General features: G+C 27.9%; 14 protein-coding genes and 2 tRNA genes. 13 read left to right on the top strand and 3 right to left on the bottom strand.

Annotated elements, in window-relative coordinates; genetic code table 11:
• Positions 1-640 precede the first annotated feature (640 nt).
• From Q0138_RS00365 to cbiQ, 7 genes are all read left to right on the top strand, one after another.
• Positions 641-874 carry a FeoA family protein gene (locus tag Q0138_RS00365; protein ID WP_297979344.1) on the top strand — a complete coding sequence of 78 codons (234 nt, stop codon included), beginning with the start codon at positions 641-643 and terminating at the stop codon, positions 872-874.
• 291 nt (positions 875-1,165) lie between these two features.
• Positions 1,166-3,181 carry a ferrous iron transport protein B gene (gene feoB, locus Q0138_RS00360; RefSeq protein WP_297979342.1) on the top strand — a complete coding sequence of 672 codons (2,016 nt, stop codon included), beginning with the start codon at positions 1,166-1,168 and terminating at the stop codon, positions 3,179-3,181.
• A 386-nt stretch (positions 3,182-3,567) separates the two neighbouring features.
• The gene (locus Q0138_RS00355; RefSeq protein WP_297979339.1) at positions 3,568-3,906 is read left to right on the top strand and encodes a YnfA family protein; all 339 of its coding nucleotides are present in this window, start codon (positions 3,568-3,570) and stop codon (positions 3,904-3,906) included.
• A 262-nt stretch (positions 3,907-4,168) separates the two neighbouring features.
• Positions 4,169-4,369: a hypothetical protein gene (locus tag Q0138_RS00350; RefSeq protein ID WP_297979337.1), complete on the top strand. Its 201-nt coding sequence runs from the start codon at positions 4,169-4,171 to the stop codon at positions 4,367-4,369.
• Positions 4,370-5,252: 883 nt separating this feature from the next.
• The gene (gene cbiM / locus Q0138_RS00345; RefSeq protein WP_297979334.1) at positions 5,253-5,882 is read left to right on the top strand and encodes a cobalt transporter CbiM; all 630 of its coding nucleotides are present in this window, start codon (positions 5,253-5,255) and stop codon (positions 5,880-5,882) included.
• A 1-nt stretch (position 5,883) separates the two neighbouring features.
• The gene (locus tag Q0138_RS00340; RefSeq protein ID WP_297979332.1) at positions 5,884-6,177 is read left to right on the top strand and encodes a PDGLE domain-containing protein; all 294 of its coding nucleotides are present in this window, start codon (positions 5,884-5,886) and stop codon (positions 6,175-6,177) included.
• Positions 6,178-6,420: 243 nt separating this feature from the next.
• Positions 6,421-7,251: a cobalt ECF transporter T component CbiQ gene (gene cbiQ / locus Q0138_RS00335; RefSeq protein WP_297979330.1), complete on the top strand. Its 831-nt coding sequence runs from the start codon at positions 6,421-6,423 to the stop codon at positions 7,249-7,251.
• Between the two features lie 1,613 nt (positions 7,252-8,864).
• Here cbiQ and Q0138_RS00330 read toward each other — a convergent pair.
• The 3 genes from Q0138_RS00330 to Q0138_RS00320 form a co-directional block, all read right to left on the bottom strand.
• On the bottom strand, positions 8,865-10,226 hold the full coding sequence (locus Q0138_RS00330; RefSeq protein WP_297979325.1) for an oligosaccharide repeat unit polymerase family protein: 1,362 nt from the start codon (positions 10,224-10,226) through the stop codon (positions 8,865-8,867).
• A 139-nt stretch (positions 10,227-10,365) separates the two neighbouring features.
• The gene (locus Q0138_RS00325) at positions 10,366-11,151 is read right to left on the bottom strand and encodes an adhesin (protein ID WP_297979323.1); all 786 of its coding nucleotides are present in this window, start codon (positions 11,149-11,151) and stop codon (positions 10,366-10,368) included.
• 18 nt (positions 11,152-11,169) lie between these two features.
• Positions 11,170-11,346 (bottom strand): 4Fe-4S binding protein, encoded by a 177-nt coding sequence (locus tag Q0138_RS00320; RefSeq protein ID WP_346662255.1) that lies wholly within the window; start codon positions 11,344-11,346, stop codon positions 11,170-11,172.
• Positions 11,347-11,795: 449 nt separating this feature from the next.
• On the opposite strand from Q0138_RS00320, the gene Q0138_RS00315 reads away from it, so the two are divergent.
• From Q0138_RS00315 to Q0138_RS00290, 6 genes are all read left to right on the top strand, one after another.
• A tRNA-Leu gene (locus Q0138_RS00315) sits at positions 11,796-11,878 on the top strand.
• An 86-nt stretch (positions 11,879-11,964) separates the two neighbouring features.
• Positions 11,965-12,037 (top strand) — tRNA-Thr (locus Q0138_RS00310).
• A gap of 389 nt (positions 12,038-12,426) precedes the next feature.
• Positions 12,427-13,458, top strand: a complete 1,032-nt coding sequence (locus tag Q0138_RS00305) for a hypothetical protein (RefSeq protein ID WP_297979317.1) — start codon at positions 12,427-12,429, stop codon at positions 13,456-13,458.
• 237 nt (positions 13,459-13,695) lie between these two features.
• Positions 13,696-14,040: a hypothetical protein gene (locus tag Q0138_RS00300; RefSeq protein ID WP_297979316.1), complete on the top strand. Its 345-nt coding sequence runs from the start codon at positions 13,696-13,698 to the stop codon at positions 14,038-14,040.
• 21 nt (positions 14,041-14,061) lie between these two features.
• Entirely contained in the window at positions 14,062-14,298 is a 237-nt protein-coding gene (locus tag Q0138_RS00295; protein WP_297979313.1) for a hypothetical protein, read from the top strand.
• 300 nt (positions 14,299-14,598) lie between these two features.
• Positions 14,599-15,075: ABC transporter permease (locus Q0138_RS00290; RefSeq protein WP_297979311.1), on the top strand; the 477-nt coding region annotated here is incomplete at its 3' end.

The following is a 15,075-nucleotide window of genomic DNA, read 5'->3' as shown; positions in this document are numbered from 1 at the left end:
ATTTTTTTAGGATTTTTTAGTATTATAGAATTTTTTTTAGGATTTTTTTATTTTTATTTTTTAAAATTTTTAGTAATTTTTTTAGGATTTTTTGATTTTTATTTTTTAAAATTCTAAAAATGTTTTTTTTTAAAAATTTTTCTTAAATTTCAGGAATTGTTTTTCAATTTTTCTTTAAAAAAATTAATTCATTTATAAATAAAATTAATAATTTTATTATTTTTTTTTAAGATTTTCATGCTTTTTTTATATAATTTTTATTTTCCATTTTGTCCTTGATTTTAAATTTTAAGCCATCATTGCAGTTTTTATTAGATTTGATTATTATTGTTAGGTAAACCTAAACTTTATATATTATGAAAATGTAAAATAATAATAGGTTTTAGGTAGACCTAATTATGTTTTTATTTTAATTTTTTTATTTTCATTTTAATCAACAATCCAAAAATATTTTTAAAAACCAATGCAATTAATTTTAAAAATATCCCCATTTTTAAAACTAAATTTTAAAAATTTTAATTAAACTACAAATACCTCAAAATATTAAAATTCAATAAAACTTAATTTAGGTATACCTAAATTTCCTACCTATTTATAGACAATAATATTAATATTTATAATATTTTTGAGAGGTTATGAAATGAAAGCAAGATTAAATGAACTCAAAACTGGTCAAAAAGCAACTTTAGTTTCTTATGACGAAGGTGGAGATGTAGAGTTAAGAAGACATTTGCTTGGTATGGGTTTTATTAGAGGCGCAGAAATTGAAGTGGAAAAAGTAGCACCTCTCGGAGATCCAATGCAATTAAAAGTAAAAGGTTACTCTGTATGTCTCAGAAAAGAAGAAGCTAAATTTATTGAAGTAGAAATATAATTTTAATAAATTTATCATTTTATAATTATTTTTAATTTAATTTCAAAAATTCTTTTTTAAGTATTTTAAATTAAAATTAATTGTTTTATAAATTTATAAATTTATAAATTTATTTTGTATTATAATATTTCTTGATTTAGGCTATCAAGTAGTTATAATACGCCTTTTTCTAAATCATAACTATTATTGAGCCTAGTGACTTTCAGTATTTACAGTAATTTCAAACAATTCAATAGTTGGGATTTTAGAAAGAAAAACTTAATTAAACTAATTACAAAAAAGGTATACAATATGGCAAATCTTAAGATAGGTTTAGCAGGTAACCCTAACGTAGGTAAAACCACATTATTCAATAATTTAACTGGTTTAAATCACCACGTAGGTAATTGGCCTGGTAAAACCGTAGAACAAGCTGTGGGTAGTTATGATTTTAACGGATCCCACGTTGATGTAATTGATTTACCTGGTAATTATGCATTAAGTGCTCATTCAATTGAAGAAATTGTATCTAGGGACTTCATTGTAGATGAAGACTCTGATGTAATTGTGAACATTCTAGATGCAGCAAACCTTGAAAGGAACTTGTATCTTACTGTTCAAATGATGGAACTCGGAGCTAACTTGGTTCTTGCTTTAAACATGAACAAGTTTGCTCAAGACAAAGGTTATACTATTGATGCTAAAAAACTTTCCGAATTATTAGGAGTTCCTGTAGTTGAAATTGAAGCAAATAGTGATATAGGTAAAGAAGAATTACTTAGAACTGTTGAACAAGCAGCTGCAAACCCAGTTGACGGTAGTAAAAAATTAGTTCACAGTGCTGAACTTCAAGAACACCTCGCTGAGATTCAAGCTGTAATTGAAGAAGATAAAAATTTATTGGATGTGCCTTCCTCCTGGACTGCAATCAAATTACTCGAAAACGACGAGATTGTAGAAGAGAAAATTGAAAGTTCATCCAAAAGAAATAATATTGTTAACGCAACCCAAAAAGTTAAAGATCACTTAAAAGGTATCTATGGTGAAGGTAGTGAAGAAATCATTGCAAATGAAAGATATGCTTTCATCGATGGTTTACTTAAGGAAAGTCTTACTAAACCGGCTACCGCAAAACAAACTTTAACTGATAAAATTGATAGAATTGTTACAAACAGAATATTAGGTTTCCCAATATTCGTTGCTATCATGTATATAATGTTTGATATTGTATTTACATATGGTGCTCCTTTCCAAGATTTAATTGATGAAGGATTCGGATTACTCGGTGACTGGATCATTGCTACTCTTGGAGAAACCATGCTTTCCTCCTTCCTTGTAGATGGTATTATTGGAGGAGTAGGTGGGGTACTTGTGTTCTTGCCTCAAATTATTCTATTGTTCTTGATTATTAGTTTCCTCGAAGACAGCGGTTACTTAGCAAGAGCAGCATTTGTTATGGATAAACTTATGCACAAATTTGTAGGATTACACGGAAAGGCATTTATCCCAATGCTTTTAGGTATTGGATGTGGTGTACCTGGTATTATGGCAACCAGAACCATGGAAAACGAAAAAGACAGATTAATCACTATGTTTATCGTTCCATACATGTCCTGTTCTGCTAGAATGCCTGTATACTTATTATTAGTAGGTGCTTTCTTTGTAGCAAATCAAAGTTTAGTGATCTTATCTTTATACCTTCTCGGTATTCTTGTAGCAGTTATTGTTGCATTGATTCTTAGAAAAACTACCTTTAAGGAAATGGATGCTCCATTCGTAATGGAATTACCTGATTATAAATTGCCTACCATTAGAGGTATTTTAATGCACACCATGGAAAAATCATGGGGATTCGTAAGAAAAGCAGGTACAATCATTTTAGCAGCAGCTATTGTTGTTTGGATTTTAAGTTACTTCCCTGCTGGTGTGGAATACGGATCAGAACAAAGTGCTATCGGTACTATTGGTCAAGTAATTGCACCAGTATTTGCACCTCTTGGATTTGGTGAATGGCAACCTGCAGTAGCTTTACTCTTCGGTTTAGTTGCTAAGGAAGTTGTAGTAGGTACCTTCAGTTCGCTCTTCGGAGTGGCCGAGGAGGGAGCCGGAATCACGGCCGCAATGCATAGTGTCTTTACCCCTCTTACTGCTTACGTATTCATGGTATTCGTATTGCTTTATATTCCATGTTTCGCAGCGATGGGTACAATTAAACAAGAAACCGGCGGATATAAATATCCATTAATGATGGCTGTATTAAACTTAGTTGTTGCATACGTAGTTGCATTCATTATTTACATGGGTGGACTCGCATTAGGATTCGGTTAATCTAAGATTCCTAATTATTTTTTAGAATTAGATTTTTCTAATTCTATTTCTTTATTTTTTTTTAAGCAATTTTTTTAAAATCTTTATTTGATTAATATTTTATTGATATTTGTTTTTACTCGACTATTTTTTCAGATTTATTTTTCAGTAAACTAATTATTTTTAATTTATTTATGAAATAAACATTTTTTAAAAGTTTTTTGCTTTTTAAATTTCTAAAATTAATTATTTTAGTCATTTTATAAATTATTTTAGTTATTTTAGTTATTTTAGTTATTTTAGTTATTTTAGTTATTTTAATTAATTATATAAGTTATTTTAGTTAGTATTTTAACAATTTAATTATTAATTATTTTTAATTATTTTTAATTATTGGAGAATTTCAGATGATTGAAACGATTAAATCAATAATATTCTTTATTATAGCAGGTTTCTTTGAAATTGGTGGAGGATATATGATTTGGTTGTGGTTACGTGAAGGAAGAGGCATCGAATTTGCTATTTTGGGAGCAATCATGTTGATTCTTTACGGAATCATTCCAACTTTCCAACCTGCAACATTTGGAAGGACCTATGCTGCATATGGAGGAATATTTATAGCGCTTTCTGTCCTTTGGGGATGGAAAATAGATAATATGCCTCCAGATCAATTTGATATTATTGGTGCATGTATTGCTCTTGTTGGCGTATTTATTATTATGTACTGGCCAAGGGCTATTGTATAGATTTAAGATTTTTTATCAATTATGAATTGTTTAATGTTTATTATTAGTTAATTTCTTTATCTTGATTTGTCTGTTCGGATTTGTTTGTCTTGATTTCTGATTGATAAGGGGTTCTTATTATTTATTTGCTCAGTTAAGGGTAAGTATTTATATAAGTTTTAATAATTTATTTATAACAATTAACTAATGTATTAATAAAATAATTTAAAAAAGCTTTAAAAAATTTTGTATAAATGTAAAATTTATATTGTGAGGTGAAAAAATGCAATGTAGAATGTGCGGACATGAATTTGATCCATTAAGTACTGATTGTGGTGATTGTGGAAGTGGAAATTGTAAAGGTTGTAATACCATTATGTGCCCTAATTGCGGATATGGAAACTCATTGTCCTATGAAAAAGATTTTGATTACATTAGCAGACTTAAAGCTAAATTAAATCTCCGTAAATCTAAGGGTAAATAAATTTATTTTATTTTTCTTTTTCTTTTTCTCTTTTTTTATTATTTGTATTATTTCAATTAATTTTTTATTATTTTCATTATTTTCATATTTTCATTTTTTTTAAAATCTTTATTATTTTTATTAATTTTTTATCATTTTTTGTATTATTTTTATTATTTTCTATTTTATTTATTTACTTCTTATTTTTAATTTAACAAATAATCTTTCTTTTTTTTATCAAAAAAAATATTAATTAATCAGATTTACTACAAAATAATCTCTTTTAATCAAATTTCAATTTTATTATTTTTTATTTTGCTTTGTTTTTTATTTAGCAAATTAAAATTTCTTTTTTGCTCATGATTTTTAATATTTTTTCCTTTATTAAGATATGGTTTTTATTTTAAAAAATTGCTTTGAAATAAAAATATTTTCTTTCTTCGTTTGAAAAATTGGGTTTTAATAATAATTTTTTATTTCGTATTACTTGGAAAAAAGTATTACTTTTTTATTTGATTTTTTAATATTTGTAATACAAAACAAAGTTTTATATATTCTTATTTTAAATATAAATTTGTTTATGTTATTTTAATTATTAACATAATAGTTTAATTAGTTGTTTATTTGATTAAAGTACGGATAATTTCTTTTAGTAATATCGAGTATTTAAATAAATTTAAAAAAAGTATTACTAAATTGGGATGTTTTTTCAATTTTTTAATATTTAAAGAAATTATTTCTAATATTTTTTAATATTTATAATTTTAAATAGGATGTTTTTTTTAAATTTTCAAATCTTTGAAAGTAATATTTAAAGAAATTATTTATTTGATTAATGTTTTTAATTTTGTTTTGTTAAAAATTTAATCTAATTAGTGCGATAAAAATTTTTTGGAGGAAAATTATGCATATACCTGATGGTTTTATACCTCTTGCCCAATGTGCAATATATTATGTTATATTGATTATTGCATTGTATTTTGCAGGAAAATGGGCAAGAAGCAATCTTGATGAAAAACGTATACCATTAATGGCCGTATTGGCTGCCGGTATCTTTGCCATTATGTCTATGAACATGCCAATTCCATTTGGTACAAGTGGACATATGGTAGGTGGAGCTTTGGTTGCAATAGTATTCATGGCTCCTGAAGCTGCAATTCTTGTTTTTACTGCTGTACTTCTTATTCAGTCTCTATTCTTCGGTGATGGTGGAATCACTGCATTGGGGGCTAATGTGCTTAACATGGCCATAATCGGTGGGGGAGTAGGATTGTACTCCTTTAAAGGATTAAACAAATTTATTGGCAAATATCCATCCATTTTTATAGCTGCTTGGCTTGCAACTTTAATCGCAGCAATAGTTGCGGCAATTGAAATGTTTGTAGCTGGAACTTTCCCATTGCAGGTGGGAGTTGGATCCATGGCACTTTATCACGCATTCATTGGAATAATTGAAGGTGTATTAACAGTAATTGTGATTTATGCTCTTGAAAAGTTCAGACCAGACTTATTGGCATGGAATAGAAGGGATTAAAATGGAATTGAGTAAACAAGATAAATATTTAATAATAGTCGGTATTGTTTTTTGTTTGGCATTGGCGGTTTTATCACCGATGATTGCATCAGGAGACCCTGATGGTTTGGAAAAATCTGCTGAAGATTCTGCAGTTTCAGAAGATCTTGAAACAACTGTTGTGGAATCACCATTCCCTGATTATACTTTTGAACCTTTAGCTCAATTAGGTGAAATAGGTGTTTTAATGTTCGGTGGAATATTGACACTTATTTTAGGTTTTGGTATAGGTTGGGTATTGAAAAAATCAGATTAAAAAAGTTTCTTTTAAAATTCTAGATTTTTCAATCTAGGATTTTATACTTTTATTATTTTTATTTATTTTAATTAATCATTTTTTTAATTTAATCGTGTTGGATTGAATTTGTTATTTTTATTGTTTCATTTGTTTTAATTAATTTCTAATTATTGAAATTATAATTTTATTTATTTATTTATTTTAATTATATGAATTTTAATTCATTTAATTGTAATTTTTATTATTTCAAGTCGTGATATTATGGGTATAGAACAGGTTACTACATTGGAGAGCATTTCCTCTAAAAATACAATGATCCATAATTTGGAAGGTCGTATCAAACTTGTTTCTATATTGATGATTATCGTTTTTGCTGTTTTTTCAGATAGGCTAATTGTACCTGTCGTTTTGGAGATATTTCTATTGATCATAATGTATCTTGCAGATTTGTCATTTAAGGAAAGTTTTAAGCGTATAGCCTTGCTGTTGCCATTCGGTGGTTTTGTTATAGCTTTTCAACCATTTATTCATCCTGGAAATATTATTTGGCAAAGTTCCATCTCATGGATTTATGTTACAGACACAGGTTTTAACTGGACAGTACTTCTTATTTCAAGATTGATAGTGTGTTTGACCGCTATTGTAATTCTTTCATCCACAAGTCCGATGCAGGAGGTTGTTCAGTCCTTTAGAAAACTTGGCATGCCTAGAGACTTGGCAATGATTTTAACAATTATGGTAAGGTTCCTCTTTATTTTTGTGGAGGAGCTTAGATCCATTCGTCAGGCTCAAAAATCCAGAAACTTTGACATTCACAATAAGGCTGTTTCCTATAAGTGGAGGGTGAAACAGGTTGGATATTCAATAGCGATGATGTTTTTAAAGGCATATGAAAAGGGTGAAAATATATATTTGAGCATGGCAAGCAGATGCTTTTCAGATGACAGTCAATTGTATCATTCAAAAACAGTTATTGGAAAGTCTGAAATTATTTATATTCTTGCAATTGTATTCCTGATTGTTTTATTGGAACTTGCTGTTTTGTTTTTAGCTCCTAAATTAGGTTATTTTGGTTTGGCGTTGTCTTTATAGTTTAATGTTATAGTTTATCTTCATTGATTTAGTTTTAGCTTTGTCTTTTTAGTCTATTTTCATTATTCCATATTTATTTTTATTTAGCATTGATTTGATTAATAATCAAGATTTGTATTACTTTTCACCCTATTTTTACTATTTTTTATTATTTTTTCATTAGGGATTAACCAAGTTATTTTTTTATACCTAATTATTTTTAGGTATTCCTAAATTTTTTAGAAAACTTTATATATGATGAAGAACTACCTATAATTAACAATAAGTTTAGGCACACCTAAATATTTATTGTTGTTGAAATCTAATATTTTGTTTATTGGTTCGGTTAATATTATCTAAAATGATTAATTAAATTGTTATAATATGATATTGTCCTCCCTTTTCTTAGATTTTATTAATTTGAATTTCACAGCACACATCATTTTCTTCTTACAGATATCGCTCGTCTGTTTTTTTTAAAATGTGAAATTCTGGAATCAATAAGAATTGTTATGATTTTGAACCATTTAAAAAATAACTTTGATGTTATTTACAATCTCCAAAATAGTGCATAGTAATTTTAATCCCAGATTACTATGTACTGCCTCTATTTTTTTATTTTAATTATTTAATATATTCTGTTCTTTTTTTATTTTTTTTATTATCCTGCAATTTCGGGATCTTTTTATTTTTTTTATTATCCTGCAATTTCGGGATCTTTTTATTTTTTTATTTTTCAACCAATTTTTAGAATCATTTTATTCTATTTTGTTCTATTTTATCCTATTTTTATTATTTGGTCTATTTTATTTTGAATTAGGTTTTTTCTTGAGATCATGTGGAAGATTAAAAATTAGTTTTATGTCATTAGAAAATTTTAGGTAAACCTAAAAAAATCCAAACATTTATATATGATGAAGACCAACCTATAATCAACAAGAGTTTAGGTTTACCTAAACAATTGTGTTATTGAATAAAAATCTGTAATAATCTTTTAATTAATAATATTTCTTGTTTCAAGATGTACATAGTATAGTTTAATCATTACAAATCAAATCTTTTCTTGAAATTTAAGAAATTATTATTAATTATATTTAATTTAGTTCGTAAGTTTTACTTAAAAAAACACACATCATTTTCTTCTGCAATTTAATCGCTTTCTTTAGTTTAAGTAAAACTTAGGGTCCTACTAAATTATGATTAATACTTCAAAACATGATTTTTGTAGATAATATTTAGTTTATTATTTACCTCAACCTCCAAAATAGTTATAGCTTTGCTATGACTTTTCTTTTTTTATTTTCTTTTTATTTTATTATTTTTACAATTTCTCTTTTTGTATAGCTATTTTTATAATTTGATATTTGTCGAACAATTACTTATTTTAAAATTTTTTTAATTTTATTTATTTATTTTTTAGTTTTATTTTTTAGTTTTATTTTTTAGATTTATTTTTTAGTTTTATTATTTAAAAAGAGTTTATTTTGAATTTTAATGAATTTGAAATGTTTAGAATAAATTTTATTCAGGGAGTTTATAATAAAAAAGAGTTAAAGAAAAAAGTTCAGATCTATTTTTGTAATTAGGATTTCAGTATATTTTAATTGTTTTTTTCTTTAATGTTTTGATGGATTTCAGTATATTTTAATTCCCTTGTCCTTTAAAATTACAGTCAAATAAACCATAATTCCCATAAAGAAATAGAATAAAACCTGAATGTCAAGTATTCCTGTTTCAACACCAACTATGGAATAGCTTAAAAGAATGCTGTAGAGAACAATATAAAATGAGTCTTTTGTAATTCTAATCAATTTATATCCTATTCCAAGGATAAAACCTAGGATTCCCATTTCAACTGCAACTCCCACTTTACCAAAGTCAACAATCATCTGTCCCAAAAGGGTTGGTGTAACGGTTACTTCAGTTCTCCATGCAATTAACTTTCCAACCAACATACGCGGTCCCAAGTCACTTCCAGGCATTGAGCTTGCTAACATTTTTCCATGTAAAAGTCCGAAATTTCCAGAAATCTGATTTAAGAGATTTAAAACATTAAGGGTAAAGTCAGCCCTGTTTTGAAGTGTGGAAAATGGATTTGTGTGTGAACTTATTGCAAGTTCATTCAATGATCTCATATATCCGATTCCTACAATTGCCCCCACTCCAAGCAATGCAGCTATAATAACTTCCCAAACAGATAATATCTTCCCGTAGTATCCGCTTATAAGCATCATGAGTAAAATTACGATTATGGGAGTTCTATACTCCAGAAGAACTACTGTAATAATTCCAATTGCAGTTAAGACCAAGAATCTGAATCTGACTTGGGATCTTGTAATTTCATTATTCTGGAATTGATTTAGATAATGGGATGCTATAAGTCCAATTCCTGGGATGATTAAAAATACAGGCATTGTTAAGATTGGTTTTAGGGAATATCTGAGTGAAGATTTGAATAATGGTATTCCTCCAACTGATGCAATGCTTAAAAATAGAAATATAATTCCAATTAAGCTTAAACAAAAGCCAATTGAGTAAATGTCCCTTGATTTAAAGAGTTTTAAATAATTGCTTGAAATTTCTTTTAAATCATTGTTTTTTTTATTATAATCCTCAGCATCAATGGAAGATTTTTTGACTTTATTTTTGTTTAAGAAGAACCTTGGAAGGAATATTGCTCCAATAAAAAAAGATATGAATCCAATCAATACTGTTAATTGTAAATCCAAACTGACAGGATTTGTTGCAAGAATTAAAAATAGGCTGAATGTAATCAGGACAATAAGCGGTGAAAATATTCCATTATCCAATATTCTGCTTTTATCCTTTAGGGATAAGAAGTTTTCACCAGGATAGAGCTTTTTAAAAAAACTGTTTACCCATTGGTTTTCAATAAATTCAAGTATTCTAAAAATACTTGTAAATAAAAATGATTTCTCTAAAAGGCTTGTAATCGATCTTGTTAGAGAAATGCATGCAGAATATAAAAGACTCATATTTTCACATTTTTAAAAATTTAATTTTTAATTTTTATTTTTATTTTTATTTTTAAATTTTTAATTTTAATTTTAATTTTAATTTTTATTTTTTAATTTTTATTTTTTAATTTTAATTAGATTTCAGTTATTTTCTTATTTAACTGAAATCCCTTATGTTAACTACATTATAATTACTGTCAATTGTCTTTAAGTCACTTTCACTACAATTATAAATTCTTAAAGTTATTTCTCCGCTTTGGCCTTCAAATTCTCCTAATGCGGAATTTGCAAGTTTAATGTCCTTGCTGTCCGCTCTATTGATTTCAATGATTTGATTATTTTCTGTTAAGCTGATTGAGGCTTTTTTATTTTCCTCTAATTTATTGACCATTTCCTGATATTTTTGAATGTCCAATGATGATACAGCTATTTCTGTTGAAATTTCATATTCGCAATTTGAGGGGATCTTGGAAATTAGTTCATTAAGGCTATTGATTTTTTCAGGTGAAATTTTAAATTCCTTAAGATTGGAATATTTGTCCCCATCTATTTCAAGACTTATTTTATCATAGTAAACATCAGCTTCCGGAACATTTTTGTATAATCCTGTTAATATTCTTTCACCATTGCTATCAATAAGAATTTTTACAGTGTTATCTTCAAATTCTCCAATCCATTTAACCTCTCCACTAATTGAGACTTTTTCTCCATTGGTGGAATTGCTTCCTACAACTTGGCTTTTTATGATATATCCGTCCTTATAGTAATCAAGATACTTTTCAAGAATCTTGTTATTGGTGGATGAGTCAAATGAAGTTGCTTGGGACATGTTTGAATCCTCGAAGCTCATATGAAACACTGCAAATCCTATTGCTCCAATAACGCAAATTATTATGATTATGTCTATAATGGTAAATTTCTTTAAAAAATTTCCTTTTTTCATTGTTCTGCCCTTATAATATTAAAATTCTTCCTCATCATCGTAAATAGCGCCTAAAGGACATTCGTCTACACATAATCCGCAGTCATCACAACCTTCCTCTATGATTACGGAATAGCCTTTTTTTACAATTAATCCTTTAGGGCAGTATGATATACATCTTTCACAAACTCCACATTCGTCTGGGTCTATTTGAATCAATCTATCGCCTCAATTTTATAAAATACCTAAAATAATTTTTAATAAGTTTATTAATTCAATATTTATTGTTTTTTTTTAATAATATGATAATAGATTTATGTTTTAAATCTAGCTTAATTTTTATTTAAAATTCTTTTTAATTTTAAATATACTATTTTAAATTATAATTATTAATCTTTATATAATTTTTTGTAATGAAATGAGATATTTGAAATTCTTTTTTGTTTTTTAATTTTTTTCTTTAAAAAAACTCTTTTAAATTCTTTAGTTTCTTAATTTTTTTCTTAAAAAAAACACTTTTAAATTCTTTAGTTTCTTAATTTTTTTCTTTAAAAAAAACGCTATGATTTGCTAATTTTCGTCTGATTTTTTTCTGTAAACTCTTCTTTTCTTTTATCCATAAGGTTTATATATTATAAAGTTCAACATAATATTGTTGTTATTATGCAGGGGTGCCCGAGCGGCCAAAGGGGGAGGACTTAAGATCCTCTGGTGTAGGCCTTCGAGGGTTCGAATCCCTTCCCCTGCACTTTTTATATGTAATTATTTTATTTCTTTAATTTAAAGGGATGAATACTATTTTTAGGATTTTTTAAACATTTTTATCCTTGATTTGCCTTAGTGGCTCAGGCGGTAGAGCGCCACCTTGGTAAGGTGGAAGTCGGGGGTTCGAATCCCCCCTAAGGCTCTTTTTCTAATTAATTTAATTAATTAGTTTTTTTTATTTTTTCAATCTTCGGATTGTTTTTTTAGCCATATATTTGAGATATTTGGCGGTTTTTAAGTTTTTTTATAATCTGTTCCAGATTATTTTTTCTTTTTTTACTTTTATTAATTGAAAATTAATTTATTTCAATTTTAAATGGATTATTTTAAACACTATGATGTTTATATTTTCAATTTTTTTTAAATGGATTAATTTAAATATTATGATGTTTATATTTTATTTAAGATAGGTAAAAAATATATTCCATTTGATGAAAATTTTTAAATTAATTTTTAAATTAATTTTTAATTTTAAATTAACTTAAATTCAAAGATATTTAAAAATAAATCTTATTTAAAGTGGTGATAATTGTGGTTAAACATTTTAATGTAATAATGGCAGCGGTTATTTCTGGAACAGTGGCTTTATTCACATCTATTTTAGGGATTTCAGGTACTGTTATTGGTTCAGTATTAAGTTCATTTCTTTACCAATTCTTTTCATCATATTCAGCTGAAAAGTATGAAGAGGGGGCTATTGGACATTATAATCTGGCTGCAGAAGTAGTTTTCATTTTCCCATTGGTTGTTATTGGAATAATAATGTTAATATTTCTTTTGTCTGATTTGCATTATAATTTTGCTTTAATATTCAATCTATTGGAATCTGCTGTAGCTAACAATCTATTTAGATTAATGGGGCTTGGATTATTTGTTTTAGGTGTTTACCCATTACTTGCCAACACAAATATAAAAAGATTTAATGGTAAAATCCTTATGGTCTTAGGTATTGTCCTATTTTTAAGGGGAATGGTTGACTTTTCAGGATTGACCAGTAAAATATTCTATATGTTTTTTGACAGTTTTGATCCTCTTTTTGCTTTAATCATATTGCTTGGAATAGGATTTGTCATTGCAAATATTCTCAAGGATTCTGCAAATGAAATTAAGGTTGAAAAGGGTAATGAAGAGGATTTGGATAAGTTTTTAGAAAAAAGAAGATTTTTCAATAAGAATGGGGCAAGAAAAATAGACACTTCATTTGAAGATATCTCTCATAAAAAAGCTTCAAGAAAGTCATACAATAAAAATCATAAGAATTCTCGCAATTTCACTGCTTATGATAATGGGAATTCCTATCATAATCAAAATTCTAGTCCAAATTCAAATTCAAATTCAAATTCAAATCCTAATGTAAATCCTAATGTAAATCCAAATTCAATATCCGGATTTGATGAAAACATTCCAATTTATGAAGAGGAGATTATTTATGTGGACAATCCGAATGATCCAAGTAATCCTATTCAGAAAAGGATTTTAAAAAGAGTTAAGCCAAATAATTATGCTAATGGTGCTCTTGCTGGATTGTCAACATTAGAATCAGTTATTGATACAGTAAATTGATTCGCAGATCACCGCAAACCATCAACAGATACTACTGTTGACCCAGATAAAAATTATTATACATATGATACAACTACAGGTGTATTATCAAAAGTTGATCCTGATGGTCTAGAAAATCCTTATGAAGAGGAATGATACGAAATTGATGAAACTATTCAAAACTATGTAGCATCGCATGTTGCGCAGACAGATGATGGTTTATATGTAGTATCAACTGCCGCAGGATGAAGAGTATTAGTGTCTACAGGCGGCGGAGATTATATTCCTGGTATCTTTATTGTTGACCCGTCTGGTGTTATTAAACAATCAATGACAGGAGTTGGAATTGGTTTTGATAATACTACACCATTCTCTATTGGAGACGATAATGCTTATATAGTATTTGATGGTAATGGGCATATCACTTTAGGTGGTGGTGGAGTAGAGATTCTGTCATCTGTTAAAATGGGAGGAAGTAATAAAACACTTTCTCAAGTTTTAAATGACTTAGGGCAAGCAATTACTACTATTGAGTATGGATTAAGTAGTTCTCCTACTAGTCATTCAGATGTTCAAATATGGTCAACTGAAAGTCCTGAATGAGAATCTGGAAAATATGTTTGGATGCGGACTTCTAATGGCACTGGTTATACATATACTTGTATTCAAGGCGCACAAGGCCCTGTCGGTGAGACTGGTGCGACAGGTCCCACTGGTGAAACTGGTAGTGAAGGTGTTGGTGTAGAATCTGTTGATGTTTCATATGCTACAAGTGATACTGAATATACGATGCCGGATGATGAAGATTGGTCTGATGAAATTGATCCGGACAATCCCCCAGGACAAGGTACTTGGCTTTGAGTCCGTACTGTAACAACCTATACGGATGATACTTCAAGTGCAACCTATCAACAATCTTATATTGGTACTGATGGTCAAGATGGTACTAGTGTTTTTATTCAAAGTGTTTCCAAAGAAAACGGTGTAACAACTGTTACACTTGTAGATAGTGAAGGTACTACAAGTACATTAACCATTAATGATGGTGAAGATGGTGATGTTGGTCAAACTGGTGCGGCGGGGTATGTTCACATTGCATGAGCAACTGCCGCGAATGGTTCTACCGGGTTCAGTACTAGTGACAGTGTAAATAAAATATATATGGGTGTTTATATACCTAAAGATACTCAGAAAAATATAAAAAAATCGTTACCTGCTGAAATAAGTTTTTATATAGACGGTTCAAATTATTTAACGGCAAATCTTTCCGAGATAGAAGGAGCAAGTATTTTAGGAACAATTAATGCCGGGCTAAAAAACACAATGATGAAAAAGAAAGGTATACAATCCAAACAGGCAAAAGCAATGATGTTACCTATTCAAAACGATACTTCAAAATTGTTTAATCCAACATATCACTACGGATATTTTTTAACTCCCGGTATTTGGATTTCAATTTTGGGTCAACTTTTTTTAATTTTCGGAACATTAACTATAGGGAAAGAGCTTGAAAAAAAAGAAAAAAACAAAAATTCAATATTTTTATTTATATTCGGAAAACTTTTTGTATACACGATAATATCAGTAATATATTTTGAAATATTATTTAGAATATTTTTCCCAGCATTTCAAATACCG

The organism is uncultured Methanobrevibacter sp. (assembly GCF_937906425.1).
Classification (GTDB): Archaea; Methanobacteriota; Methanobacteria; order Methanobacteriales; family Methanobacteriaceae; genus Methanobrevibacter.
Note: the sequence above shows the minus strand (reverse complement) of the source record. Positions and strands in the feature narration are given on the sequence as shown.

Bases quoted from the DNA above. Each gene is read 5' to 3' on its own strand.
- Q0138_RS00365 (WP_297979344.1), top strand. From the start codon at position 641: ATGAAAGCAAGATTAAATGAACTCAAAACTGGTCAAAAAGCAACTTTA.
- feoB (WP_297979342.1), top strand. From the start codon at position 1,166: ATGGCAAATCTTAAGATAGGTTTAGCAGGTAACCCTAACGTAGGTAAA.
- Q0138_RS00355 (WP_297979339.1), top strand. From the start codon at position 3,568: ATGATTGAAACGATTAAATCAATAATATTCTTTATTATAGCAGGTTTC.
- Q0138_RS00350 (WP_297979337.1), top strand. From the start codon at position 4,169: ATGCAATGTAGAATGTGCGGACATGAATTTGATCCATTAAGTACTGAT.
- cbiM (WP_297979334.1), top strand. From the start codon at position 5,253: ATGCATATACCTGATGGTTTTATACCTCTTGCCCAATGTGCAATATAT.
- Q0138_RS00340 (WP_297979332.1), top strand. From the start codon at position 5,884: ATGGAATTGAGTAAACAAGATAAATATTTAATAATAGTCGGTATTGTT.
- cbiQ (WP_297979330.1), top strand. From the start codon at position 6,421: ATGGGTATAGAACAGGTTACTACATTGGAGAGCATTTCCTCTAAAAAT.
- Q0138_RS00330 (WP_297979325.1), bottom strand. From the start codon at position 10,226: ATGAGTCTTTTATATTCTGCATGCATTTCTCTAACAAGATCGATTACA.
- Q0138_RS00325 (WP_297979323.1), bottom strand. From the start codon at position 11,151: ATGAAAAAAGGAAATTTTTTAAAGAAATTTACCATTATAGACATAATC.
- Q0138_RS00295 (WP_297979313.1), top strand. From the start codon at position 14,062: ATGCGGACTTCTAATGGCACTGGTTATACATATACTTGTATTCAAGGC.